Genomic DNA, 23118 nt, shown 5'->3' with positions numbered 1-23118 from the left:
CAGGTCAAGCACCCGGGAGGCTCACGCACCCGCCCGTCGCACGCTCAACCGCTCGTTCCCCCATCCACGTTGGGAGATCCCTTTGCGCACCCGTATCTGCACGATGAAGCTGCCGTAGCCGACGCCGTCGATCGTGTCGACGTGCGAGCCGAGAGCCGATCCGAAGACCACGACGAACAGCACCGTCGACAGCACCGGACCGACGACGCTGTAGCGCCAGATCGTGAGGAACCGCAGGACCTCGCGCTCCAGGAACCACAGGAACGGTGAGCGCTCCGCCCGGAAGGACTCGTCGTACGCCGGGAGGGCCGGCGTCTCGGTACCGCTCACGAGGCCATCTCCTCTGCCGTGATCACCCGTTCGTAGACCTCCGAGATGTCCCGGGCCGCGTACCGCTCCCGCAGCGAGGCTGAGGAGCCGCGGTCGACGATCCGGCCCGCGCGCAGCAGCGCGATCTCGTCGCACAAGGTCTCCGCCTCCTCCAGGTAGTGCGTGGTCAGCAGGACCGTGGTGCCCGCCGCGTTGAGGCCCTTCACTACCCGCCAGATCTCCGAGCGCAGTTCGACGTCGACGCCGGCCGTCGGCTCGTCGAGGATGAGCAGGCGGGGACGGTGCATGAGGGCCCGCGCGAGGACGAGGCGGCGTTGCATGCCGCCGGAGAGTTCGTAAGCACGTACGTCGGCCTTGTCATCGAGGCGGAACAGGGTGAGCAGTTCGTCCGCGCGCCGGGCGGCCGCCTTCCGGCCGATGCCGTGATATCCCGCGTGGTAGACCAGGATCTGCCGGATGGACAGGAACCGGTCGACGTTGATCTCCTGCGCGGCCAGGCCCAGCAGTCTGCGGGCCTGACGGCTGCGGTGGTCGTGCCCGAAGACGGAGAGGGTGCCGGCGTTGGGGCGCACGATGTTGCACACCGAGCCGATGAGCGTGGTCTTCCCGGCGCCGTTCGGGCCGAGCAGCCCGAAGAACGCGCCGTCCGGTATCTCCAGGTCGAGCCCGGCCACCGCGGTGAAGCCGTCCTGGTACGTCTTGCGCAGGCCCTCGACCCGCAGCGCGGGCGGACTCCCGCCGCTCCGGGAAGTGGAAGCGGCGGGAGTCGCGAGCGGGCCGACCGTGGGAAGCGGATCAGGCCCGGAAAGCGGGTCAGCCATGGAACTGGTTCGCGGGCACCGGGAGCCCGTAGTGCTCACGCAGGGTGGTGCCTTCGTACTCCTCGCGGAACAACCCCTTGCCGCGCAGGATCGGCAGCACGTGCTCGGCGAAGGCCGCAAGGCCCGACGGGAGCGCGGGGGCCATGATGTTGAACCCGTCTGCCGCACCGCCCTCGAACCAGGCGATGATCGTGTCCGCCACCTGCTCGGGTGTGCCGACGAACTCGAAGTGGCCGCGGCCGCCCCCGAGCCGGGAGATGATCTGCCGGACCGTCAGCTGCTCGCGCACCGCGAGATCGATGATCAGGTCGGAACGGCTCTGCGAGCCCTCCAGCTTCGGCCTCGCCAGGATGAACTCCGGTAGCTGCTGGTCGAGTTCGAAGGCCGACGGCTCGGTCTCGAACACGGCGGCCAGCTGACGCAGCCCGTACTCCGGGACGCGCAGCTCATCGAACTGCTGTGCAAGCGTCCGGGCCTCCTCCTCGGTCGAGCCGATGTACGGGACGATGCCCGGCAGGACGATGACGCCGTCCGGGTTGCGCCCCGCGGCCGTGGTCCGTGCCTTGATGTCGGCGTAGAAGCCGGCCGCGCGCTCGTAGGTCGTGTGCGCGGTGAAGATGGCCTCGGCGTGGCGGGCCGCGAAGTCCTTGCCGTCCTCGGAGGAGCCGGCCTGGACGAGCAGTGGGTAGCCCTGCGGCGGACGCTCGACGTTGAGCGGGCCGGCCACCTTGAAGTACCTGCCCTGGTGGCCGAGCCGGTGCAGCCGCACGGGGTCGGCGTACCGTCCGGTGGCCCGGTCCGCCACGACGGCCTCGGACTCCCAGCTGTCCCACAGCGCCTTGGCGACCTTCAGGAACTCGTCGGCGCGGGCGTAGCGCTCGGCGTGGCCGGGGCGGTTGTTGAGGCCGAAGTTGGCTGCCTCGTCCGCGCCTGCCGAGGTGACGATGTTCCAGCCGGCGCGGCCGCCGCTGACATGGTCGACGGACGCGAGCCGGCGGGCGAGGTCATAGGGCTCGTTGTACGTCGACGACACGGTCGCGATGAGGCCGATCCTGCTGGTCGCCTGGGACAACGCGGTGAGCAGCGTCAGCGGCTCGAGCTGGCCGGGCGGCCGGAACTCGCCGGTGCCGATGAGGGCCGGGCCGTCCGCGAGGAACAGCGAGTCGAACTTGGCGCTCTCGGCGAGCTGTGCCAGCTCGATCCAGTGCCGCAGGTCGAAGTCGGCCCGGGGATTGCTGTGTGGGAGCCGCCACGCCGCCTCGTGGTGGCCCGCTTCCATGAGGAAGGCGTTGAGGTGGAGCCTCCTCCGTCCCGCGCTCATGAGGTGACCTTGAGCTTGGAGCTGTCGTAGCCGGCCGGGAGGAGGTTGTCGACGATCGACGTGACGTCGACCTTCTTGGTGATCTGACCGGCCTCCAGGAAGGCGTCGGCGAGCTTCTGCTCCAGTTCGATGTCCGCCTTCTCCACCGGAGTCACCCGGTTCGAGTAGGCGGCCAGGGACGCCTTGGCGTCATCCAGCGGGATGCCCTGCTCCTTCGACAGCGCCTGCGCGTATTTGTCGGGGTTCTTGATCGCCCAGGCGAACTCTCGCGACAGCCTCTTCAGGACGTCCGTCAGAGCCGCACGCTTGGTCTTGTCCTTCAGCGACGTGTCGCTCGCGACGTAGTAACTGCTCGTCTGGTCGATCGGCGGGAGGCCCTTCACCAGGATCCGCGCGCCGTTCTTGACCGCGATCGCCGACTGCGGGTTCCAGATCGACCAGGCGTCCACCTTCCCGGTGTTGAACGCCGTGGCACCGGCCGCCGGATCGAGGAAGACCAGCTTCACGTCCTTGGGGGTGAGACCGACGCTCTTCAGCGCGTTCAGGGCCAGTCCGTGGGCCGAACTGCCCTGCGGGACAGCGATCTTCTTGCCCTTGAGGTCGGCGGCCGTCTTCAGCTGCGAGCCCTTCGGCACGATGATGTTCTCGTTCGACTGGGTGGGTGTGAGCGAGCGGTTGACGGCGACGACCTTGAAGCCGTACTCCTTCGCGGCGCCGGTGATCGGCGGTACGTCGCCGACGCTGCCCAGGTCGATGTCGCCCGAGGCGGCGGCCTGTACCAGCGGCGGACCGTAGGTGAAGCGGGCGAACTTCACCTTGTAGGGCGCGTTGTCGAACACGCCGGTGGCCTTCGCCAGTTCCTGGCTGCCGTCACCGCCGTTGTCGCCGATGGTGAAGGTGTACTTGCTCCACTCCGGGTGCTTGGCGTCGCTCGCGTCGGCGGCGTTGCTCAGCGGCGCGGCGGTGTCCGACGACGATCCTCCGCAGGCGACGAGAGTACTCGCCAGAGCGAGCGAGCCGACTGCGCCGATGAGTCTCGTGGTTCTCTTTCGCATGGGTTGTCGTGCTTTCTGTGCTGGGTGAGGGTGTTCGAGCAGGTCAGTGCTGGCCGGCCAAGCCGAGGTCTTCAAGGAGCCGGGCGCGGAGTTCTTCGCGTGCGACGCTCGCCTCGCGGTCCGCGGCGGTGAGGTGCACCTCGTGCGAGGTGCCGATGCGGCCGTTGCTCATGACGACGATGCGGTCCGCCAGGGCGATCGCCTCGTCGACGTCGTGGGTGACGAGCAGCATGGCCGCCTGATGCTTGGTCCGCAGTGCGCGTACGAGGTCGTGCATGCGCAGCCGTGTGATCGCGTCAAGGGCGGCGAACGGCTCGTCGAGCAGCACGAGTTCGGGCTCCGAGACCAGGGCCCGCGCGAGGGACACCCGCTGGGCCTCGCCGCCGGAGAGCTCCTTGGGCCATGCCTTCTCACGGCCCGCGAGTCCGACCTCGGCGAGCACGGCGCGGGCGCGTTGCTCCGCGTCGGGTCCGTGCAGGCCGAGCGTGACGTTGCGCAGGACACGCTGCCAGGGCAGCAGCCGGTCGGCCTGGAAGACGATCGCACGCCGTGCCGGGACCTCCACGCGCCCGCCGTCGGGCCGGTCCAGTCCGGCGAGCAGCCGCAGCAGGGTGCTCTTGCCGCAGCCCGAAGGACCGAGCAGGATCACCAACTCCTCCTCGGCGATGGTGAGGTCGAGGTGGTCGAGCACCACCCGGTCACTGAACCGGCGGACCACCTGCTCGACGACGACCCCGGTCTGCCGACGGGGCTCGGTCGCAATCGTGCTGCTCATGACGCCTCATAACTGGGTCGCCACCGCAGCAGCACCCGCTCGAGAGCCCGGACGAACTGGTCGGCGAGCAGACCGAGGAGCGAGTAGATCACCAGCCCCACGAAGACCTGGTTGGTCTGGAGATACGTCTGCCCCTGGGTGATGAGGAAGCCAAGTCCCTTGTCCGCGTTGACGGTTTCGGCGGCGACGAGGCCCAGGACGCTGTATGCGAGGGAGAACCGGAGGCCGACCAGGAAGCCGGGCAGGGCCCCGGGCACCAGCACGCGCGTCACCAGGCGCCAGGTGCCCGCGCCCGTCGTGCGCGCCATCTCGATCAGCCGCTGGTCGACGCCCCGGATCGCGGCGAACAGGTTGAGATACATCGGGACACCGGCGCCGAAGGAGATCAGCAGCACCTTCGTGAGCTCGTCGATGCCGAACCAAACGATCATCAGCGGCAGCACCGCGAGGAGGGGGATCGTGTTCAGCACCTGGACCAGGCCGTTGAACAGGTACTCGCCGCTGCGTAGCAGCCCGCCGAGCACCCCGCTGACGATGCCCACCGTCAGACCGATCGCGAGACCGATGCCGGCCCGCTGCAGCGAGATGGCCAAGTCCGGTCCGAGGACGCCCTGTTGCCACAGATCAGCGGCGGACCTCACGATCGACGTCGGCGCGGGAGCGTAGGTCTTCGACACCACTCCGGCCCGGGCGAGGATCTCCCAGGCGATGAGGATCGCGACCGGAGTCGTGTAAATGCCCAGGGGCCAGCGCAGGCGCTCGCGGAGTGTGCTGAGCGACGTCCGGCGACGGGCGTCGCGAGGCAGGAACACCTCGCGTTCCCGCCCGCTCGTCGTCGAGGCGTCCGGGTCCATGGTGACGGGCGGCGCCTTGAGGCTGAGCTCGGTCATGCTGCCACCGCCGGCACGCTGCTGTAGTGCGAGGCATCGCCGACGAGCTGCTCGCTGCGGCGGCCGTCGACACCGGTCGGCACCTCTCCTGCGATCGTCACCCGGTTGAGGCGGCGCGGGTGGTCGTCGTAGTTGTCCACCGCGTAGTGCTGGGTGATCCGGTTGTCGAAGATCAGCAGCTGGTTCGGGGACCATGTCCAGCTCAGGATGTTCTCCGGACGCGTCACATACGACTGGAGGATGCGCAGCAGATCGGCCGAGTCGCTGCTCGACAGGCCGACGATCCGCTTGGCGAACCCACCGATGAACAGCCCGCGTTCGCCAGTGAGCGGATGGACTCGCACGACCGGGTGCTCGGCCTCGTAGGGCGTCGAGACGAAGGCCCGGTCGTACTCCTGTCGCTGCGTCGTCGTGGCTGCGGGGCGGGCGTAGTCGTACTGGTTGGTGTGCACGACGCGCAGCGTGTCCGCGAGGGAGCGCAGCGGTTCGGGCAGGTCGCGGTAGGCCGCGGCGGCGTTGGCGATGAGAGTCTGGCCGCCGTAGGGCGTGGTCACGATGGACCGGAGCGTGGTGAGCTGCGGCGGGTTGACCACGAAGGTGACGTCCGTGTGCCACTCGTTGGCCTTGGACGTCGTGCTGTCGACGGCGAGGACATTCGTCGTGCCGTCGGCGGCCGGCACGTTCGGGTGGGCGGTGGTGAGTTCGCCGAACCACCCGGCCACGCGCTCCTGACCGGCGTTGTCGAGGTCGACGTCAGCGAAGACGATCGCCTTGTGCTCGTTGAGGGCGGCACGCAGCGCCGTGACCGTCGAGAGGTCGGGCGGCGCCGCGGGGTCGACGCCCTCGACGACCGCCCCGATGCGGCTGGTGAGCTTACGGATGGACACGGGCATGAGGGAGTCCTTCTCGGGAGGAAGCGGGCGCGCAGCTGAGAACTGGGTGCTCCGTGCTGGGAGCGGAGAGCAGAGAACAGAGAGCGTGAGTGAACGGCCGACTCGCGACCCGATCAACGGAAGATCGGGCAGTCGGTACGAGGGCGACGCAGGGGAGAGCGAACCTCAGCCTGTGCGGACAGCGCGAAGAGATCAGGCCGGAGGAACAATCGCCCAGGAGGCGGATACGGCTATCCCACAGGGCGACGCTGCATTACGGGCGTTTCGGACCGCATCCGCACGACGCGCGCCGTCGGTGCGCACCGGTTGCCGCCGGGGACCACTTACCGGGTCAGCGACAACAAAACGCGCTGGAGACGTGCGCCAGATCGATGTGGCGCCGCCGAGTGAGGTCCACGCGCGGGTTCATGGCACGGGAGTTCAGCAGATGTCCACCACGTGGGTCAATAACTTTCCGGACAGGTCTCGCATCGCGGACACGGAACCGGCGTGGACGCTGCGGACAGCCGTACTTGCCTTTGACGCGCGCGTCGGGGGCTGACGTCTGCGCGCCCGCACCGACCACTCGTCCCGCTCGGCGCGCTTCGCTTCCCCTCGAACAGTAACCCCCATGGCCACTCCCCTGCTGTCCGCCACCCACGAGATCCGGCTCGTCACCGCCCCACAGGGGCTGCCCGGCCCCGAGCACGTCACCGTCGTCGCCCAGCCACTGCCGAGGGCGTTCCCCGATCGCCGATCAACGCCGGTGACGTGCTCTTCGGCGCCGCGGTGGGCAAGGTCATCGGCGTGGGCCCGGACAGCCCGCTGCGGCCGTTCAAACGGCCGAGTCGCGGGCCGTTCGACGGGAAATCGGCAGTCGGCGCGACGGCGACGCAGGGAAGACCGAACCTTTCGGACCGCCTCCGCACGACGCGCACCGTCGCTGCGCACCGGCTGCCGCCGGGGACCGCTTACCTGGTCAGCGACAGCAAAAACGCGCTGGAGACGTGCGCCAGGGGCCAGTTGAGACTTCGATGTCGGTCCGCGTGGTAAGCCCTTCAGAGCGACTTGCCGGGGTTGAGAATGCCCCGCGGGTCGAACGCCTCCCTGAGTCTGCGCTGCAACGCGTGTGCCGCGGGCCCCAGTTCGTCCGCCACCCATTGCCGCTTGAGCACCCCCACACCGTGCTCGCCGGTGAGCGTGCCGCCGAGTCGCAGGGCCAGCGCGAAGATCTCGCCCGCCGCTTCCCAGGCCGCGTCCGGCAGACCTGGCAGTGACGGGTCCACGACGATGATCGGGTGGAGGTTGCCGTCCGCCGCGTGCGCGATGGTGAAGACCGGCACGTCATGGCGTACGGAAATGGCCCGGATCTCCGAGGCCGCCTCCGCGAGCCGGGAGCGGGGCACCACGATGTCCTCGATCAGCGGCCGGCCGAGGCGTTCCAGCGCGGGCAGGGCCAGTCGGCGGGCGGCGAGGAGCACCTCGGCCTCGGCGGGATCCGTGGTCGTTTCCACGGTTGCCGCCAGCGGCTCCAGAAGCCGGGCGACCGACGCCGCCTCGGCCGCCGCGCCCGCGCCGTCGCACTGGACGAGCAGCAGGGCCGCGCCCCGCTCCCGCAGCGCCGGGTCGATCGCCTGGAGCACCGGCCCGTCGACGAGTTCCGCGACCGCGGGCTCGACACCGGCGCGGGCGATGGCGTACGACGCCTCGGCGGCCCGCTCGAACGAGGAGAAGTACGCGGCGAGTGTGGCCGTCGCCACCGGGATCGGGCGCAGCCGCAGGGTGGCCGACGTGATCACCGCCAGGGTGCCCTCCGAGCCGGTGAGCAGGGCGGTCAGGTCGTAGCCGGTGACTCCCTTGACTGTCCGGCGGCCGGTCCGCAGCACGCTGCCGTCGGCCAGCACCGCCTCCAGGCCGAGCACGCTGTCCCGGGTCACCCCGTACTTCGCGCAGCGCAGACCGCCCGCGTTCGTGGCGATGTTCCCGCCGATCGTGGACAGGGCGGCGCTCGCCGGATCGGGCGTGTACCGCAGCCCGTGCGCGGCGGCGGCGCGGTCAAGATCGGCGGTGATCACGCCGGGTTCGACGACGGCGAGCTGGTCGTCCGCCGACAGTTCGAGCACCCGGTTCATCCCGGACAGGTCCAGGACGAGCGAGCCCTCACCCGCCGAGGCTCCGCCTGACAGGCCGGTGCCCGCACCGCGCGGCACCACCGGCACCCGCAGGGCGTGCGCGTGCCGGAGCGTGACGGTCACGTCCTCGGTGCGCCGGGCGTGCACGACGGCCAGCGGACTGCCGACGGGCCGGGTTCCGGAGCGGTCGGTGGTGTACGGGGCGAGCGCTGCCCGGTCCGTGGTCAGCCGGTCGGGGGCGAGGTCACGGGCCAGGAGGCCCAGGAGCTGCGCTGACGCGGTTGTTGCGGGTGCGGTCACAGGTTCCGGTCCTTCGTCGCACGTGCCGTCACGGGTTCAGTGCCTTCGTTCCGATCGCCAGCAGGGAGATGTCCTCCTGGGGTGCGTGCACGGGACCGCACTGGATGTCACGGAAGTGCCGCTCCAGCGGATTGCCGCGCGCCAGGCCCGGATTGCCGAGCAGTCGGACCGCCAGCTCCACGGCCCGTACTCCGTGCCGGTCGGCCAGCACTCGGGCGCCCAGGGACTGTTCGGGCGTGTACGCGGTGTCGCCGGCGTCGACCCGGGCGGCTCCGCCGAACACCAGCTGTTCGGCGGCGGCGAGCAGCACCTCGATCTCCCCGGCGGTCCGCCTGAAGCGTTCCGTACGGGCCACCGGATGACCGAGGTTGGCGGGCACCCGCTCGTGGGCGAAGGTGTGGAAGAAGGACTGCGCGGCCCGTGCGACACCCAAGTAGAGCGCGGCGAGAGGGAGATGGAGGGAAGCGCCGGCCCTGTTGTCCTGCTCGGCCGCCGGACCGTACGAGGTGAGCCCGATGACCTGCTCGTACGGGACTTGCACCTCGCGGAACGTCACCTCGTGACTGCCGCTGGCCCGCAGCCCCAACTGGTCCCAGCGGTCGGTGATCTCGATGCCGGGAGACTCGCCCGGCACCAGGAACGTGCCCACCCGTGGCTCCGGCTCGTCGGTGGTGGCCCACACCAGGAACCAGGCGAGCCCCTCGGCGCCCGTCACGAACCGTTTCGTGCCGCTGACCGACCAGCCGTCAGGGGTGCGCCGGGCGCGTGTGGCGGGTAGGCCGCCTCGCGCCGGGGAGCCCAACTCGGGCTCCACGCGTGCGTGGTTGACGAGCGTCGGACGCTCCTCGGACTCCTTGAGCAGTTGCGCGTACAGCTCGTCCGGCCAGTGCGGCTGAGCCGCCTGCCTGCTGTGCGTGGTGAGGGTCATCGCGGCGATCAGGGCGACCGAGGGGTCACCCTGCCCCAGGGTGTGCAGGATGCGCGCGGTCTCCTCGACGCCGGCGCCCCGGCCGCCGTACCGCTCGCCGACGGTGGCGGTGAGCAGCCCGGCCTCGTGCACGGCTTTGAGGGAGGCGGCGGGAAAGGCGCCGGAACGGTCGTAGCCGGGGGCCAGTTCCGCGAGGCGGGCTGTCAGGGCGGTGGTCACAGCGCCTTCTTGAGGTCGGTGTTCAGCTCACGGCTCCAGAAAGACTTGACGTCCAGGGGCGACTTCAGTGCACCGAGTTCGGCGAAGACGTCGGCGACCTTCTGCTGCGAGGCGATCGTGTCGTCTCCGACCGTGCGGGCCTGCGTCGGCCGCTGCGCCTGCTGGGCGCGGAAGTCCTTCTCCGCCTGGGCCAGGGGCTGGTGAGTGGTGGTGGCGATCACCTTCGCGAACGCGTTCTGCCGGCCGTCACGGACGTACGCGTACGCCTTGGTGATCCGCGCGATCAGATCGGCGGTGGCGGCCCGCTGCCCCGCGCTCTTGAGGACACTGTCCCGCGCCGTCCAGAGGAAGTTGCCGGACAGGATGTCCTTGCCCGAGCCGATCGTCGTGGCGCCCTGCTGGTGGGCGGTGATGATCGACGTACCGTACGAGGCGAAGGCGTCGATGCTCCCGCCGTTGAGGGCGGCGAGACCGTCGTTGGGCAGCAGCGGCTTGGCGTCGACATCGGACCACTTCAGACCCGCCTGCTTCAGCAACTCGTACAGGAAGTAGTGGGCGGTCGTGTTCTGGACGTAGCCGACCTTCTTGCCCTTCAGGCCCGCGATGTCGGTCACCTCGGAGCCCTTGGGGACCACGACCTCCTGGTTCAGGGTCGAGCCGCGCTGCACGGCGACGACCTTGAAGTTGGGCCTGCCGTCGGCGGCCGCGAAGATCGGCGGGATCTCGCTGGACGAGGCCACGTCGAGGGCTCCGGCGCGGATGGCCTGGAGCTGCTGGTCACCGCCCTGGAACAGGCTCCACTTGACCTTGTAGGGGGTGTCGTCGAGGTGCGCGAACTTGAGGATTGCCTCCTCGACCTTCCAGCCGGTGGCGCCGACGCGCAGGGTCACTGAGGACTCGTCGGACGCGGACGTTGCCGTCGCGTCGCCCCCGCAGGCCGCCGCGAACGGCAGCAGGAGGGCGAGGGCGGCGGCGGACGCGCGCAGGGAACGGCGGAACAACACGGAATCTCCATGAGGGTCTTCGCAAACGGGTTCGGTGAACGGGGAGCCAGGCAGCTCGGGTCAGGCGGCCTCGGAGGCGGCGGCTCGGTGGGCGAGTTCCTGCCGGACCAGCGGGACGACGTAACGGGCGTAGTCGATCGCGTCGTTGAGCGGGTCGTAGCCGCGGATCGACAGCAGGTCGCAGCCGATGTCGACATAGTCGAGCAGCGCCTTGGCAACCGTCTCGGGAGAGCCGACCAGGGCGGTCGAGGCACCCGCGGCATTGGTGGCGACCGCCGGAGCGGTCCACAGGCAGCGGTCCTGGACCTCGCCGCGCGCCGCGATGTCGAGCAACCGCTGCGATCCGACGTTCGCCGGGCGCCCGGTGGTCCGGTAGTGGCGCAGCAGCTCCGTGTTCTTCGCCTGGTCCTTCAGCACACCCAGCGTCCGGTGCGCCTTCTCCCAGGCCAGTTCGTCGGTGGGCGCGATGATCGGACGGAACGACACCCAGATACGGGGGTGGGGACGTCCGGCGGCGTCCGCGACCGCGTTGACGGCGGCGATCTGCTCGGCGGTCTCCTTCAGCGGCTCGCCCCACAGCCCGAAGATGTCGCCCTGCTGACCTCCGACCCGGTAGGCGTCCTGTGAGGACCCGCCCACGGAGACGGGGATGAGCCCGCCCACCGGTTTCACATCGGAGTAGTAGCCCTCGAACCTGAAGTACTTGCCCTCGTGCGAGACGGGTCCCTCGGCCGTCCACACCCTCCGCAGGATCTGGATGTACTCGTCCGAACGCTCGTACCGCTCGGTCTTGTTGAGGTAGTCGCCCTCCCGGTGCTGCTCCTCGTCACTGCCGCCGGAGATGATGTGCAGGGACAGGCGGCCGTCGCTGATCTGGTCGAGCGTCGCGAGGGCGCGGGCCGCGTGCGTGGGGAAGACGACGCCCGGCCGGTGCGCCAGGATCGGGCGCACGCGTTCGGTGTGGGTGGCGACGAACTGGGCGACCTGGAAGGCGTCCGGAGAGGCGGAGTGATAGGCGACCAGAGTGTGGTCGAAGCCGCCGTCGTCCAGGGCACGGGCGTACCTGCGCAGATAGTCGGGGTCGAAGCCGGTCCGACTCGCCGCGGCCGGGCCCGAGGCCCCGGAGTCGGTGTGGACGGCGCTGATGAACTCGACGGGCATGGCGAACTTCCCTTCTTGGAACGTCAGTTGAGTTCCACGGAGGTCACTTGAGGACGGAAGTGTCGGCGGACTTGGCCACGTCGACATTCGGCGCCAGGACGCCGATGCCGTTCATGAGGTCGGCCACACCCTGGACGGTGCGTTTCACGTCGGAGTCGATCGGCAGCACCTGGCTGTACGCGGCCGAGGCGAGCGTCTTGGCCACGGAGGCGTCGGCGCCGTTGCGCTGCTCGATGGCCTTGGCGTACGCGTCCCGGTGCGTGCTCGTCCACTTCAGGGCCGTACCGAGGCGGCGCAGGAAGTCACCTAGGGCGGTCTTCTTCTGCTGGTCCGCCAGGGTCTTGTCGGAGGCGCCGATGAAGCCGTAGCCGCTCACGCGCCCGTCGGCGCCGTCGACGAGGAGTCTGCCGCCCTGCTCCAGACCGACGGCCTGGTAGACGCCGAAGGTCGCCCAGATCTTGACCTTCCCCGAGGCGAACGCGGCCTGTGCGTCGGTCGGCAGCAGGTACTGGACCTTCACGTCCGAGTAGGTGAGGCCGTTCTGCTTCAGGGCGTTCGCGAGCGGGTACTCGGCAACACTGCCCTTCGCCGAGGACACCACGACCTTCTGGCCCTTGAGGTCCTTGACGCTGTCGATGCCGGAATCCTTGCGCACCACGATCCCGACATGCTTGCCGTCGTTCTTGAGCGCGGCCACGTTCTTGAACTTCACCCCACCGCTGAGCGCCTGGAGGGCCGGCAGATCGGCGGAGTACCCGGTGTCGGCGGCGCCCGCCTGTACGGCCTGGTAGAGCGGGGCCGCACCCTCGAACTCCGCCCACTTCACCTTGTACTTGGCGCCCTTCAGCACGCCGGAGGCGGCGACGATCGTCTGGAGGGTCTTGGCCTGGTCGCCGATGGTGAGGGTGACCTCGTCCTGGCTTCTGGCGGTGTCCGCGGAGGAGTCGGCGCCGCACGCGGTCAGCGCCAACAGAGCGGAGAGGCTGAGTCCGGCGGCGACGGTGGTGCGTATCACGAGAGGGTCCCTTCAAGAGCCTTGGCATCGGCCGGGGTGTTGGTGGGGGTGACGCCGAGCCAGCCGAGGAGCCGGGCGCGCAGGGCGACGAACTCGGGGGCCGTGAGGTCGCGGGGACGCGGCAGGCCGACGGTCAGGTCGTGGGCGATCCGGCCCTCGTCCATCACCAGGACGCGGTCGGCGAGCAGCAGCGCCTCCTCCACGTCGTGGGTGACGAGGAGGACCGCGCAGCCGTGCCGCTGCCACAGTTCGGCGACCAGCTGTTGCACCCTGCCTCGGGTGAGGGCGTCGAGGGCACCGAACGGCTCGTCCAGGAGCAGGAGTTCGGGCTCGCGGACCAGGGCGCGGGCCAGCGAGACACGCTGGGCCTGGCCGCCGGAGAGGGTCTTGGGCCAGACGCCGGCCCGGTCCGCGATACCGACCTCGTCCAGCGCCTTCTGGGCGCGCGACCGGTCGGGGCGGCCGGGCAGGCCGAGGACCACATTGCGCCATACCTTCAACCAGGGCAGCAGCCGCGGCGACTGGAAGGCCGCGCTGCGGCGTGCGGGTACGGTGACCTCGCCGCCTATCTCCTCGTCGAGCCCGGCGAGGATCCGCAACAGCGTCGACTTGCCGCAGCCGCTGTGCCCGAGCAGAGCCACGAACTCGCCCTCCCGGAGGTCGAGATCGAGGTCGTGCAGAACGGTGTTGCCGTCGAAAGCCCGTGAAAGCCCGCGGATTTCCACACTGTTGGTCATGTTGCTATGCCTCACCCTCGAAGTTGGCCCGCCAGGTCAGCAGACGGCGTGACAGGACGCGTACGGCGAAGTCGCAGGCGAGACCGAGCAGCGCGTAGACGGCCAGGCAGAGCACGATGATGTCCGTGCGGAAGTACTGCTGGGCGTTGCTCATCAGATAGCCCAGGCCCGCGTCCGCGTTGATCTGCTCGGCGAAGACGAGGGCGAGCCAGGCGGTGGAGAGGGCGTACCGGAGCCCCACGAGTGCCCCGGGCAGCGCGCTCGGCAGGATGACGTACCGGATCAGGCCCAGCCGGCCGAGCCCCATCATCCGCGCTGCTTCGACGAGTTGGGAGTCGGTGGAGCGGATGCCGCCGTAGATGTTGAAGTACAGCGGATAGGTGACACCCAGCGCGACCAGCGCGATCTTCGGGGTCTCCTCGATGCCGAACCACACGATGAACAGCGGTATCAGCCCCACCCAGGGGATCGCCCGGAACATGCCCATCGAGGAGTCGATGACGTCCTCGCCGAGCCGGAACAGGCCGGCCAGCAGGGACAGGCTCAGGGCGACGGTCGCCCCTATGAGGAAGCCGATGGCAGCCCGGCGCCCCGACGCAACAATGGCACTGGGGAGTTCGCCGTTCTGGGTCAGCTCGACGGCCTGCTTCACGACGTCCACGGGGGACGCGAGGACCGATTCGGGAAGCACACCGGTGGCCGAGGTCAGGAACCAGAGCAGGACCAGACCCACGGGCCCGGCCGTCCGGCGCACGGAACGGGGCACCCGGAAGCGTCGGGTGGTGCGGGCGGTGCCCCGGATGGTCACCCGGGCGGGGGGCGGCACCTTGTCGGTCAGGAAGTCGGGGAGCGGCAGGGCCCGGGTGGCCGCCGCGTCGAGCGGATTCGTCGTCATGTGCGGGATTCCTCTCGCGTCGCCTCAGGACGGCATCGGACCGGTCGCGGCCGGGCGGCCGGCATCGGCGGCCCAGGCGGACCAGGAGCCGGGGAAGAGCGTCGCCTCGAAGCCGGCGAGGGTGAGCGCGGCGATCTGGTGGGCGGCGGTGACACCGGAACCGCAGTACACGCCGATCCGGGATCCGGCACCGGCGCCGAGCTCCTCGAAACGCTTGCGCAGCACCTCGGGCGGCAGGAACGTCCCGTCCGCCGCGAGGTTCTCCCCGGTCGGCGCCGAGATCGCTCCCGGGATGTGCCCCGCCCGCGGGTCCACGGGCTCCACCTCGCCCCGGTACCGCTCGGCGGCACGCGCGTCCAACAGCAGTCCACCACCGGCGAGTTCGGCTGCTCCGTCGGCATCGGTGACCGGCAGTCCGCCCGGCTTCAGCACGACGTCGCCCGGCGCGGAAGCGGCAGGCACTCCGGTCTCCAGCGGCAGGCCCGCCGCCCTCCAGGCCCCCAACGCTCCGTCCAGCAACGTCACATCTGTCGCTCCGGCGTACCGCAGGAGCCACCAGGCGCGGGCCGCCGCGGTGTTGCCCAGATCGTCGTACACGACGACCGGTTGCCCCGCGTGAAGGCCCCAACGGCGGGCCGCGGTCTGCAACTCCGCCAGGTCCGGCAGCGGATGGCGGCCCTCCTGCGGGCTCGGTGCCCCGGCGAGCTCGGTGTCCAGATCGACGTACACCGCGCCCGGGATGTGCCCGTGGGCGTAGTGATCGCGGCCGTGCGGGTCACCGAGCGCCCAGCGGACGTCGAGCACCACCGGCGGCCGGTCCGACGCGAGCAGCTCGCTCAGCTCGGTGACGGTCGTCGTCACGCGGGCGCTCATACGAGACCCTCCGCGATCGCCGGCAGCTCCGGCGAGAGGCGCAGCCGCTCCAGGAAGAGCACGATGGTGGCCGCGGCTGTGCGGTGCAGCGCATCGTTGAGGACGTCGTGCCGGCCGCCGTTGAACGTCACGACCCGTACGCCCGGGTGGCCCTCGTAGGCGCTGAGCGCCCGGTCGAGCGGGCTCACCACGTCGTCCGTGCCGTGCAGGGCCAGCACAGGAACGCCTGCGAGATCCAGTCGCAGATCCGGCAGAACGGGCGGCTCGTCGAGAGCACCGCGCCGGAAGCGGAGGTCGTTCGTGAGGCGTGCCTGGTGGGTGGGGCAGGCGGTGCGTGCCTCGACCTCGGTCTCCCAGCTTCCGGAAGCCCAGGGGCCGGTGGGCAGACCCGCCAGGATCAGCGCGTCGACGCCCGCGGTCTGCTCGGCGGCGAGCCGAGCCGCGTACCGGGCGCCCGTGTCCGAACCGACGAGCACCTTGGGGCCGGGCAGCGACTCGTCGGCGAGGAGCTTGGCCGCCTCGTCGAGCACGGAGGGGTCCGCGGAGGCGTCGCCGAGGGCGCGCACCCGGTAGGCGTCGAAGGCGAGACGGCGGCCGAACCGCTCGTACACGCCCCCGTGTTCGCCCCGCCCGGCCAGCACGATGAGCGTGCCGCGCGCGGCGAGGCCTTCGGGTTCGTCCCAGGAGGAGGAAGGAGAGAAGGGCATGGGGAAGCAACTCCCGTGTCGGGGCAGGAAGAAGGGACACGTGAAGAGCGGCAGGGAATGCCGACACGTGTCAGTACAATCGGGGTGTGATCAGCTCAGGCCCGGCGAGAGCGCCGGCGTGGAGAGCGGGAACGCCGGTACGCGGCGGAGATCAACGACAGCGCGTGCTGCACCCGACGCCGAAGTCGATGACTCGGCGCTGCGTCAGAAGGGCAGCGGAAGCGGTCGTGGGAACCATGCGTTCATCATGACCGGCCGGGACGGATCGCGTCCAACGACGATTCCGCATCGAAACCGATCAGCAATCGCGATCGATGCCGGATACCGGCTACGGTCGCCGTATGCCCCAACCTGTCCTCGACATCGTGGCCCTGCGCAGCCTGACCGCGATCGCCGACTGCGGCGGCTTCCACCGCGCGGCCCAATCTCTCGCGCTCAGCCAGTCCGCGGTCAGCCAGCATGTACGCCGACTGGAGAAGACGCTCGGGGGCCCGGTCGTCGAACGTGAGGGCCGAGGCATGCGGTTCACCCCTCAGGGGCGCCTTCTCGTCGAGCAGGCTCGGCGCATCCTCGCCGTCCACGACGAGGCAGTGCGCGCACTGCTCGACGTCGACGGCGACACCGTCACGATCGGCTCCACCGAGCACGCCGCCGACCAGTTCCTGCCACGCCTCACCGCGGCCGTCCAGGAGGTACGGCCCGGCTGCCGGGTGCGGTTCCGCATCGACCGCTCGGCGCGGCTGGTCGAGGCCGTGGAGCGGGGCAGCGTGGATGTCGCGGTGTACGTGACGGAGGCCGCGGCCACCGAGGGCACGCCGGTCGGCGGCCTTCCCCTGCTCTGGCACGCAACGCCCGGCTGGGAGCCGCCGACCGCGCCGGCTCCCGTGCCGCTGGTCGCCATCGAGGACCCCTGCGCGATCCGCCGCCGGGCGATAGCGACGCTTGCCGCGCACGGAGTGCAGGCCACGGTCGTCGGCGACGCGGGCTATCTGGCCGGCGTCCTCGACATCGCCCGCACGGGCCAGGGCGTAGCCCTGCTCGCCGCGGTCGGCCCGGCACCGGACGGCCTGACCCCCTACGAGGGGCTGCCGCCGGTCACCCCGATCCCCATGAGCGCCCTGGCCCGCCCGGGGGCGGATCCGGCAACGGTGGCGGCGGCGTTCGACGCCGTACGGGGACTGCTGCGCTGAGGCCGATTACCGGGTTCCTTGCAGAAAGCCCCGGCGTTCACGCCGGGGATGAATGCATCTCAAGACGAAGTCCTGGGCGTGGTCGAGGGTGGGCAGCGACGTGAACACGATCTCCGCGTAGCGGGCGCCCAGCGCCGTCCCCGCCGCGGACCGCCCGGCCTGTATCCGCACCGGGCGCCGCTGCGGCAGCGGCGGGATGTTCAACGGGCCGGTGACGGTGAAGAACCGGCCGGAGTGATGGATCGGGCGCACCCGGTCGCGGTCGCCCTGCAGGGCCCGCCCGGGGTAGCGGACCAGTTTGAGGTGGTTGCGCGGGTGGCCGGAGAAGGCGTCCGGAAAGTTCGGTGGCGGGGGAGCGGGGACCACCTATGTCCCGCACAACCGTGGTGATCCGCAGTGCCTTTTCAGGGCTGGGCGAACACCCCCGCGCACGCGCCATCAAGGCCGGTCGGGCATCACGGGTGGACTCGCGGATCGGTCTGATCGCGACAGTGTCGAGCACCTTCCACCACCCCGGCCCCTCGGACGCACCGCCGAAGTAGGTCCTGGGGGCGCTGGGCGGGCCGCCCCTCAGCCGGCGCGCAGGGACTCGACACAGGTACGGATGGCGTCCGGGCCTTCCAACTCCGCCCGCCGCAGGATGAGTTCGCGGCCCAGCAGCAGGGCCCGGCGGGAGGCCGGGATCTGGAGTGGGTCCGCCAGCGTCGTCAGGTCGGTGAGGTGGGCGTAGCCGATGATGCGGCGGACGATCTCCGTGCCCGCGAAGCCGACCGACTCCGTCCACACGCGGCGCAGGAAGCGCTCCAAATAGGCGTCGTCGAAGAAGGTGTCGACGCGTGACGGCCAGAGGCCGCGGAATGTTGCCTCGAAAGCTTCCCAGCTCAGGCGCAGTTGGTCGGAGTGGTCGCCGTCGACGCCCAGCGCCTGCGCGCGGGCCTCGGAGACCAGGACGTTCGCCCAGTACAGGCCGAGGTCGTAGCCGATCGGGCCGACGAAGGAGAACTCGGGGTCGAAGACCCGCACGACCTCGGCGCCGTCGCGTCGGCCCACCATGACGCTGCCGGTGTGCAGATCACCGTGGAGCAGTGCCTGACCGCTCGTCATGAAGAGGTGACGGAGTTCGGCGACCTCGGTGCGCAGGCGGGTGTCGGCGCGGAACTCGGCGGCGAGGTCGTCCAGTTGCGGGGGCCAGTGGTTGTGTTCGTGCTCGATGTACGGCTCGGAGAGGACGACGTCCTCGGTGATCTTGCAGAGTTCCGGGTTGACCGAGACGGCGAGGAGCGCCTTGCGGTCGGTGGACTCCATGCCGAAGTCGCTGGTGGCGAAGGACAACTGGGCGACGAACTCGCCGATCCGGGCAGAGGTGTGCGGGCCGTACGCGGCGCCCTCGTTGAGGGCCGTGCGCAGCACCTCCAGGTCGGAGAGGTCCTCCATGACGAGGGCGTGGTTCTCGGGGTCGTAACCGTGGATCGCGGGGATCTTGTCCGGGGCCACCTTGGCGACCTGCTCGTATGCGCGGGCCTCGGCGTCGGCACGGTCGGGGCTCAGCGGCCAGGAGGGACCGGCGACCCGGACCCAGGGCAGCGCCTGCTTGAGGGCGAGGCCGCGGGTGCCGGCGGCGTCGGAGGCGAGGAAGACGCGGTTGACGTTGCCGTCGGACACCTCGCGGACGGTGATGTCGGCGGGGTTCTCCCAGTGGCCCCGCTCGTGCAGGTACGCGGGGATGTCTTCGGTCTCCAGGATGCGGTAGCCCATGGTCGGGGAACTCCCTTATGCGGTACGGCGCTTGGACAGGGTGAAGCTGAAGACCAGAGCCAGGATGAGGACAGCGCCCTCGACCACGTCCTGCGTGTAGTACGGCAGGCCCTTGATGGTCAGTCCGGTGGTGATGATGCCGATCAGGACGGCGCCCAGGGCCGTGCCCCAGACGTTCGGGCGGCCCCGCCCCAGCACCGAGGTGCCGACGAGGGCGACCGCGACCGCCTCCAGGAGCTGCGAGGTGCCAGCGCTCACATCGCCCTGGCCGATACGGGAGGCCAGGATCAGGCCGCCGACCGAGGCGAGGACACCTGAGATGACGTAGGCCAGGGCGCGGTAGCCGCCGACGCGGATGCCGGCGAGCCGGGCTGCCTCCGGGTTGGCGCCGATGGCGTACAGGACCCGGCCCCAGCGGGTGCGGGCGAGGAAGACCCAGGCGGCGACGGTCAGCGCACCGAAGATCAGGACCGAGACGGGGATGCCGAGGAGAGTGCCGCGGTCGATGCGCAGGAAGCCGTCGGTGAATCTGCCCGGTGCGGTGGTGCCGTCGGACTCGGTCATGCCCGGGGTGATGGACTGCCCGTCGACGAGGATGAGTTTGCTGCCCTGGATCACGAACATCGTGCCGAGGGTGGCGAGCATGTCGGGGATCTTCAGGACGACGATCAGCAGCGCGTTGAGCAGGCCGGCGAGCGCGCCGGCCGCGAGGACCGCGATGATGGCGACCGTGCCGACCTGGTTGTAGACGACCATCGTCTGGGCGGCGACCGAGACGCCGAGACCGGCGACCGCGCCCACGGACATGTCCATCCCGCCGACGGCCATGGTGAGGGTGACACCGAGGCCGAGAATAGCGGCCACGGAGACGTAGCGGAGAGTGTCCAGGAGGGTCGCCGACTCGCGGAAGGAGCCCTCGCTCAGCGCGAAGTACGCGAAGAGCGCGACGGTGACGAAGATGAAGCCGTACTTGATCACGGCGTTCTGCACGCGTACGGCGGTGGACGTCGCGGAGGGGATCGCCGCCTTGGCGGGGACCTCGCTGCTCTGGGTGGTGGTCATGGGTGCTGCTTCCTTGGGCGGCCGGTGTCGGAGAGGCTCAGAGGGACACGGCGATGGCTTCGATCACGCGGTCGCGTTCCGCGTCCTCGCCGTACGCGTCGAGGTGGACCTCTCCGGCCGCGAGCACTACGACCCGGTCGGCGATCTCCAGGATCTCGTCGACATCGGCGGACAGGACGAGCACGGCCGCGCCCTCGGCGGCCAGGGCGCGGGCCCGGCGGCCGATGTCACGGCGGGCGCCGATGTCCACGCCTCGGAACGGCTCGTCCAGGATGAGGACTCGTGGGGTCTTCGCGAGCCAGCGGCCGACGACGACCTTCTGCTGGTTGCCGCCGGACAGCTCCTCCACGGTGCTGTGCTCGTCGCGGGTGACGACGCCGAGGGCGTCGATGGTGTCGCGGCCGAGGGCGTCCTCGCGTGAGCGGTTCACCAGGCCGCCCGGGGAGAGGGACTTCAGGAACGGCAGCGAGATGTTCTGCGCCACCGACCAGCCCGGGACCAGCGCGTCGGCGTGCCGGTCCTCGGGGACCAGATGGACCCCGGCCCGGATGGCGTCGGACGGACGGCGGGCCGCATACCTCGTGCCGTCGAGCTCGACCGTGCCCTGCGTGAAGGGTTCGGCGCCGAACAGTCCGCGGGCCAGCTCGGTCTTGCCGGCGCCCAGCAGGCCGACCACACCGGTGACTTCGCCCCCGCGCACGTCGAGGTCGAGGGGTGCGCGGCCGTCGAAGAGGCGGACACCGCGCAGCGCGAGGACGACCTCGCCGACGGCGCCCCTGCGGACCGGCCGGGCCGTCGTCGCCTCCTGGGCCTGGACCAGCATGGCGCGCAGGGCGGCGTCCCAGTCGAAGGGGCGCGCCTGGTCCTCGGTGAGACGGCCGTCCCGCAGGACGACCAGCCGGTCGACGAGGGCGTCGATCTCGCCGAGCCGGTGGGAGACGTACAGAACGGCGATGCCGTCCTCGCGCATCTTCGCGACGAGTCCGAACAGCCGGTCCGCCTCGGCGGCGGAGAGCGCGGAGGTCGGCTCGTCGAGGATGAGCAGGCGGGGGCGGGTGACCAGGGCGCGGGCGAGGATCAGCAACTGCCGGTCGGAGATGCCGAGTCGGGTGACATCGCCCTTGAGGACGGAGTCGCTCCAGCCGAGGCCGAGGGTGGCCTGGATCTCCCGGGCCCGGGCCAGGACGCGCCGGCCGTTCAGGAACGGGTTGCCGCGGCTGCGGGCGAGCTCCTCGAAGACCAGGTTCTCCGCGACGCTGAGGCCGGGCACGATGCCCTCACCGATGCGCTGGTGGACCGTCTGGATGCCCAACTGGCGGGCGGCGAGCGGGGACTGGAGTTCCGCGGGCTCGCCTGCGACCCGGACCTCGCCCGCGTGGTCGGTGTGGACGCCCGACAGGATCTTGATCAACGTGGACTTGCCGGCACCGTTGGCGCCGAGCAGCGCGACCACGCTGCCCGGCGCGATGTCCAGCGAGACGGAGGCGAGCACCGTCTTGCCGCCGAAGGCCATGCCGACCTCGCGCAGGCTGACCGCCGGGGCAATCTCAGTGGGCGACATTCGGGATCCAGTCGGCGGTGCTGACCCGGGAGAGGTTCAGCGCGGGCAGGGCGGCGCGCAGCTGGTCCATGTTCTCGATCTTCTTCGAGCGCAGGAAGTCCTGGGTGATGGCGACCGCCGGGAACTGCACGGAGGTCTTGTTCAGCTGGCCGGCCAGCTCCAGCGCGGTGGTGCGGACGACGGCGGCACCGACCGCGGACGGGTCCGTGCCGGCGGTGCCGATCCAGGGGCTGTCGGCGGCGGTGATGGCCTGGATGTCGGCGTTGGAGACGTCCGCGCCGAAGACCTTCACCTTGCTCTGCAGCTTCTTGTTCTGCACCGCGAGGACGGTGCCCTTGGCCAGCTCGTCGTAGGGGGCGAAGACGCCGGTGACGTCGGAGTGCTGGGTGAGGGCGGCGGAGACCAGCGGCACGTTGTCGGTGGCGGTCGAGTCGGTGACCTTGCCTACCTTGAACTGCTGCTTCCAGCCGTTGGCGGCGACGGTCTGCTTCCAGACCTTGTCGCGGGCGTCGAGGGCGGCGTATCCGGCGACGTTGACGTAACCGACCTTCGCGTTCTTGCCGACGGTCTTGGCCATGACGTCGAGCGCGGCGCGGGCGATGCTGGCGTCGTCCTGGGACGTCCTGACCACCGAGGCGTTGGTGGTGTCGACGTCGTAGACGACGACCTTGATGCCTTTCTTCACGGCCTGGTCGATCTCGGACTTGATCGTGGCCGGAAAGCCGTGGTCGATGATGATCGCCTTGGCCCCGGAGTTGATCGCCGACGACAGGTCGGTGGCCTCCTTGGCGTTGTCGGCCTGGGCGTCGTACACCGTCAGGTCGATGCCGAGGGCCTTCGCCTGGGCCTTGGCGCCGTTGCCCCACTGCTCGAAGTAGTCGCCGGCGCCGCTCTGCCGGACCAGGGCGACCTTGACCGTGCCCTTGCTGAACGGGGCGGGATTCTTGCCGGTGGCGGCCGAGGCCGAGGCGGCGGTGTCGCCGGTGTTCTTCGAGGCGTCCGTGGACTGGGAGCAGCCCGCGAGGAGGAGCGCGGAGACGGAGGCCAGCGAGAGCGCGGCAAGGGGGACGCGGGTACGGGACATGAGGGTGCTCCTGGTGCAAGAGGTGGGGAAGAGGGGGTACTTGAACCGGAGCAGGGCAAGGCAGGCGCCAACGCACGAAGGGGTGGCGAACTCGCGCAGCAACAGGGCGCGTCGGGGCTCCGGATGAGGTCAGCGACAGCTGGCCGTGGTCGACCGGAGCAAGTCCACGTACAGCCGCCGCACGAGCAGCAGCGTCTTCATGCATAGATCATGAGAACGTTTTCAGCCACACGTCAAAGCTGTGTAAGCGGTTTCTCACCAGCTGAGACAACGACTACGTCACACCAGGCGGCCGGTTCGCCTGGAGTTACCATCGACGAACCGGCACCCGACCCGGCACCGTGAGGCCCTGATGACGACCCGACGCGCGACCGCGCTGCTCATGCCCTGCATGCGCCGCTGTCCCGGCGCGCTGTGTCGCGGCTGAACCA

General features: G+C 70.3%; 23 protein-coding genes. 2 read left to right on the top strand and 21 right to left on the bottom strand.

Features of this window, described 5'->3' with window-relative positions:
• Nucleotides 1-21: 21 nt before the first annotated feature.
• The 16 genes from IH68_RS0101715 to IH68_RS0101640 form a co-directional block, all read right to left on the bottom strand.
• Nucleotides 22-330 carry a hypothetical protein gene (locus tag IH68_RS0101715; RefSeq protein WP_030927173.1) on the bottom strand — a complete coding sequence of 103 codons (309 nt, stop codon included), beginning with the start codon at nucleotides 328-330 and terminating at the stop codon, nucleotides 22-24.
• On the bottom strand, nucleotides 327-1151 hold the full coding sequence (locus IH68_RS0101710) for an ABC transporter ATP-binding protein (protein ID WP_051833070.1): 825 nt from the start codon (nucleotides 1149-1151) through the stop codon (nucleotides 327-329). The genes IH68_RS0101715 and IH68_RS0101710 overlap by 4 nt, the downstream gene beginning before the upstream one ends.
• Nucleotides 1144-2472 (bottom strand): LLM class flavin-dependent oxidoreductase, encoded by a 1329-nt coding sequence (locus IH68_RS0101705; RefSeq protein WP_030927169.1) that lies wholly within the window; start codon nucleotides 2470-2472, stop codon nucleotides 1144-1146. Before IH68_RS0101705 ends, IH68_RS0101710 begins: the two co-directional genes overlap by 8 nt.
• A complete protein-coding gene (locus tag IH68_RS0101700) occupies nucleotides 2469-3527 on the bottom strand; it encodes an aliphatic sulfonate ABC transporter substrate-binding protein (RefSeq protein WP_030927167.1) in 1059 nt (352 codons plus the stop codon). The genes IH68_RS0101705 and IH68_RS0101700 overlap by 4 nt, the downstream gene beginning before the upstream one ends.
• A gap of 43 nt (nucleotides 3528-3570) precedes the next feature.
• Nucleotides 3571-4302 (bottom strand): ABC transporter ATP-binding protein, encoded by a 732-nt coding sequence (locus IH68_RS0101695; protein WP_030927165.1) that lies wholly within the window; start codon nucleotides 4300-4302, stop codon nucleotides 3571-3573.
• Nucleotides 4299-5192: an ABC transporter permease gene (locus tag IH68_RS0101690; RefSeq protein WP_030927163.1), complete on the bottom strand. Its 894-nt coding sequence runs from the start codon at nucleotides 5190-5192 to the stop codon at nucleotides 4299-4301. The genes IH68_RS0101695 and IH68_RS0101690 overlap by 4 nt, the downstream gene beginning before the upstream one ends.
• The gene (locus IH68_RS0101685) at nucleotides 5189-6085 is read right to left on the bottom strand and encodes a TauD/TfdA dioxygenase family protein (RefSeq protein ID WP_030927161.1); all 897 of its coding nucleotides are present in this window, start codon (nucleotides 6083-6085) and stop codon (nucleotides 5189-5191) included. Before IH68_RS0101685 ends, IH68_RS0101690 begins: the two co-directional genes overlap by 4 nt.
• 1037 nt (nucleotides 6086-7122) lie before the next feature.
• Nucleotides 7123-8496, bottom strand: coding sequence for an FAD-binding oxidoreductase (locus tag IH68_RS0101680; protein WP_030927159.1), 1374 nt, complete (start codon nucleotides 8494-8496; stop codon nucleotides 7123-7125).
• Between the two features lie 28 nt (nucleotides 8497-8524).
• Nucleotides 8525-9643: an acyl-CoA dehydrogenase family protein gene (locus IH68_RS0101675; RefSeq protein ID WP_234341147.1), complete on the bottom strand. Its 1119-nt coding sequence runs from the start codon at nucleotides 9641-9643 to the stop codon at nucleotides 8525-8527.
• Entirely contained in the window at nucleotides 9640-10647 is a 1008-nt protein-coding gene (locus IH68_RS0101670; protein ID WP_030927155.1) for an ABC transporter substrate-binding protein, read from the bottom strand. Before IH68_RS0101670 ends, IH68_RS0101675 begins: the two co-directional genes overlap by 4 nt.
• A 60-nt stretch (nucleotides 10648-10707) precedes the next feature.
• Nucleotides 10708-11808, bottom strand: a complete 1101-nt coding sequence (locus IH68_RS0101665) for an LLM class flavin-dependent oxidoreductase (protein ID WP_030927153.1) — start codon at nucleotides 11806-11808, stop codon at nucleotides 10708-10710.
• Between the two features lie 43 nt (nucleotides 11809-11851).
• Entirely contained in the window at nucleotides 11852-12823 is a 972-nt protein-coding gene (locus IH68_RS0101660) for an ABC transporter substrate-binding protein (RefSeq protein WP_030927151.1), read from the bottom strand.
• Entirely contained in the window at nucleotides 12820-13560 is a 741-nt protein-coding gene (locus tag IH68_RS0101655) for an ABC transporter ATP-binding protein (protein ID WP_051833068.1), read from the bottom strand. The genes IH68_RS0101660 and IH68_RS0101655 overlap by 4 nt, the downstream gene beginning before the upstream one ends.
• A 4-nt stretch (nucleotides 13561-13564) precedes the next feature.
• Nucleotides 13565-14455, bottom strand: a complete 891-nt coding sequence (locus IH68_RS0101650; RefSeq protein WP_030927147.1) for an ABC transporter permease — start codon at nucleotides 14453-14455, stop codon at nucleotides 13565-13567.
• A gap of 24 nt (nucleotides 14456-14479) precedes the next feature.
• Nucleotides 14480-15328, bottom strand: a complete 849-nt coding sequence (locus tag IH68_RS0101645; protein WP_030927145.1) for a sulfurtransferase — start codon at nucleotides 15326-15328, stop codon at nucleotides 14480-14482.
• On the bottom strand, nucleotides 15325-16035 hold the full coding sequence (locus IH68_RS0101640) for an alpha/beta hydrolase (protein WP_030927143.1): 711 nt from the start codon (nucleotides 16033-16035) through the stop codon (nucleotides 15325-15327). Before IH68_RS0101640 ends, IH68_RS0101645 begins: the two co-directional genes overlap by 4 nt.
• 341 nt (nucleotides 16036-16376) lie before the next feature.
• On the opposite strand from IH68_RS0101640, the gene IH68_RS0101635 reads away from it, so the two are divergent.
• On the top strand, nucleotides 16377-17225 hold the full coding sequence (locus IH68_RS0101635; protein WP_037884430.1) for a LysR family transcriptional regulator: 849 nt from the start codon (nucleotides 16377-16379) through the stop codon (nucleotides 17223-17225).
• A gap of 6 nt (nucleotides 17226-17231) precedes the next feature.
• On the opposite strand, the gene IH68_RS57680 is transcribed toward IH68_RS0101635, so the two are convergent.
• Nucleotides 17232-17591, bottom strand: coding sequence for an LLM class flavin-dependent oxidoreductase (locus tag IH68_RS57680; RefSeq protein WP_030927139.1), 360 nt, complete (start codon nucleotides 17589-17591; stop codon nucleotides 17232-17234).
• 2 nt (nucleotides 17592-17593) lie between these two features.
• On the opposite strand from IH68_RS57680, the gene IH68_RS56215 reads away from it, so the two are divergent.
• Nucleotides 17594-17767 (top strand): hypothetical protein, encoded by a 174-nt coding sequence (locus tag IH68_RS56215; protein ID WP_159403630.1) that lies wholly within the window; start codon nucleotides 17594-17596, stop codon nucleotides 17765-17767.
• 28 nt (nucleotides 17768-17795) lie between these two features.
• Here IH68_RS56215 and mtnK read toward each other — a convergent pair whose 3' ends face one another.
• From mtnK to IH68_RS0101605, 4 genes are read right to left on the bottom strand one after another with little or no spacing between them, the layout of a single operon-like run.
• The gene (mtnK, locus tag IH68_RS0101620) at nucleotides 17796-18980 is read right to left on the bottom strand and encodes an S-methyl-5-thioribose kinase (protein WP_030927137.1); all 1185 of its coding nucleotides are present in this window, start codon (nucleotides 18978-18980) and stop codon (nucleotides 17796-17798) included.
• 15 nt (nucleotides 18981-18995) lie between these two features.
• Nucleotides 18996-20042 (bottom strand): ABC transporter permease, encoded by a 1047-nt coding sequence (locus tag IH68_RS0101615; protein WP_030927135.1) that lies wholly within the window; start codon nucleotides 20040-20042, stop codon nucleotides 18996-18998.
• Between the two features lie 37 nt (nucleotides 20043-20079).
• The gene (locus tag IH68_RS0101610; RefSeq protein ID WP_030927133.1) at nucleotides 20080-21603 is read right to left on the bottom strand and encodes a sugar ABC transporter ATP-binding protein; all 1524 of its coding nucleotides are present in this window, start codon (nucleotides 21601-21603) and stop codon (nucleotides 20080-20082) included.
• Complete coding sequence (locus tag IH68_RS0101605) at nucleotides 21590-22687, bottom strand: substrate-binding domain-containing protein (protein WP_030927131.1); 1098 nt, start codon at nucleotides 22685-22687, stop codon at nucleotides 21590-21592. Before IH68_RS0101605 ends, IH68_RS0101610 begins: the two co-directional genes overlap by 14 nt.
• Between the last annotated feature and the right edge of the window lie 431 nt (nucleotides 22688-23118).

It is taken from the genome of Streptomyces sp. NRRL S-646 (assembly GCF_000720765.1).
Classification (GTDB): domain Bacteria; phylum Actinomycetota; class Actinomycetes; order Streptomycetales; family Streptomycetaceae; genus Streptomyces.
Note: the sequence above shows the minus strand (reverse complement) of the source record. Positions and strands in the feature narration are given on the sequence as shown.

Coding starts and splice junctions, on each gene's coding strand:
- IH68_RS0101605 (WP_030927131.1), bottom strand. CDS start 22,687: ATGTCCCGTACCCGCGTCCCCCTTGCCGCGCTCTCGCTGGCCTCCGTC.
- IH68_RS0101665 (WP_030927153.1), bottom strand. CDS start 11,808: ATGCCCGTCGAGTTCATCAGCGCCGTCCACACCGACTCCGGGGCCTCG.
- IH68_RS0101700 (WP_030927167.1), bottom strand. CDS start 3,527: ATGCGAAAGAGAACCACGAGACTCATCGGCGCAGTCGGCTCGCTCGCT.
- IH68_RS0101650 (WP_030927147.1), bottom strand. CDS start 14,455: ATGACGACGAATCCGCTCGACGCGGCGGCCACCCGGGCCCTGCCGCTC.
- IH68_RS0101695 (WP_030927165.1), bottom strand. CDS start 4,302: ATGAGCAGCACGATTGCGACCGAGCCCCGTCGGCAGACCGGGGTCGTC.
- IH68_RS0101655 (WP_051833068.1), bottom strand. CDS start 13,560: ATGACCAACAGTGTGGAAATCCGCGGGCTTTCACGGGCTTTCGACGGC.
- IH68_RS0101615 (WP_030927135.1), bottom strand. CDS start 20,042: ATGACCACCACCCAGAGCAGCGAGGTCCCCGCCAAGGCGGCGATCCCC.
- IH68_RS0101640 (WP_030927143.1), bottom strand. CDS start 16,035: ATGCCCTTCTCTCCTTCCTCCTCCTGGGACGAACCCGAAGGCCTCGCC.
- IH68_RS0101685 (WP_030927161.1), bottom strand. CDS start 6,085: ATGCCCGTGTCCATCCGTAAGCTCACCAGCCGCATCGGGGCGGTCGTC.
- IH68_RS0101705 (WP_030927169.1), bottom strand. CDS start 2,472: ATGAGCGCGGGACGGAGGAGGCTCCACCTCAACGCCTTCCTCATGGAA.
- IH68_RS0101610 (WP_030927133.1), bottom strand. CDS start 21,603: ATGTCGCCCACTGAGATTGCCCCGGCGGTCAGCCTGCGCGAGGTCGGC.
- mtnK (WP_030927137.1), bottom strand. CDS start 18,980: ATGGGCTACCGCATCCTGGAGACCGAAGACATCCCCGCGTACCTGCAC.
- IH68_RS0101645 (WP_030927145.1), bottom strand. CDS start 15,328: ATGAGCGCCCGCGTGACGACGACCGTCACCGAGCTGAGCGAGCTGCTC.
- IH68_RS0101690 (WP_030927163.1), bottom strand. CDS start 5,192: ATGACCGAGCTCAGCCTCAAGGCGCCGCCCGTCACCATGGACCCGGAC.
- IH68_RS0101635 (WP_037884430.1), top strand. CDS start 16,377: ATGCCCCAACCTGTCCTCGACATCGTGGCCCTGCGCAGCCTGACCGCG.
- IH68_RS0101710 (WP_051833070.1), bottom strand. CDS start 1,151: ATGGCTGACCCGCTTTCCGGGCCTGATCCGCTTCCCACGGTCGGCCCG.
- IH68_RS56215 (WP_159403630.1), top strand. CDS start 17,594: ATGTCCCGCACAACCGTGGTGATCCGCAGTGCCTTTTCAGGGCTGGGC.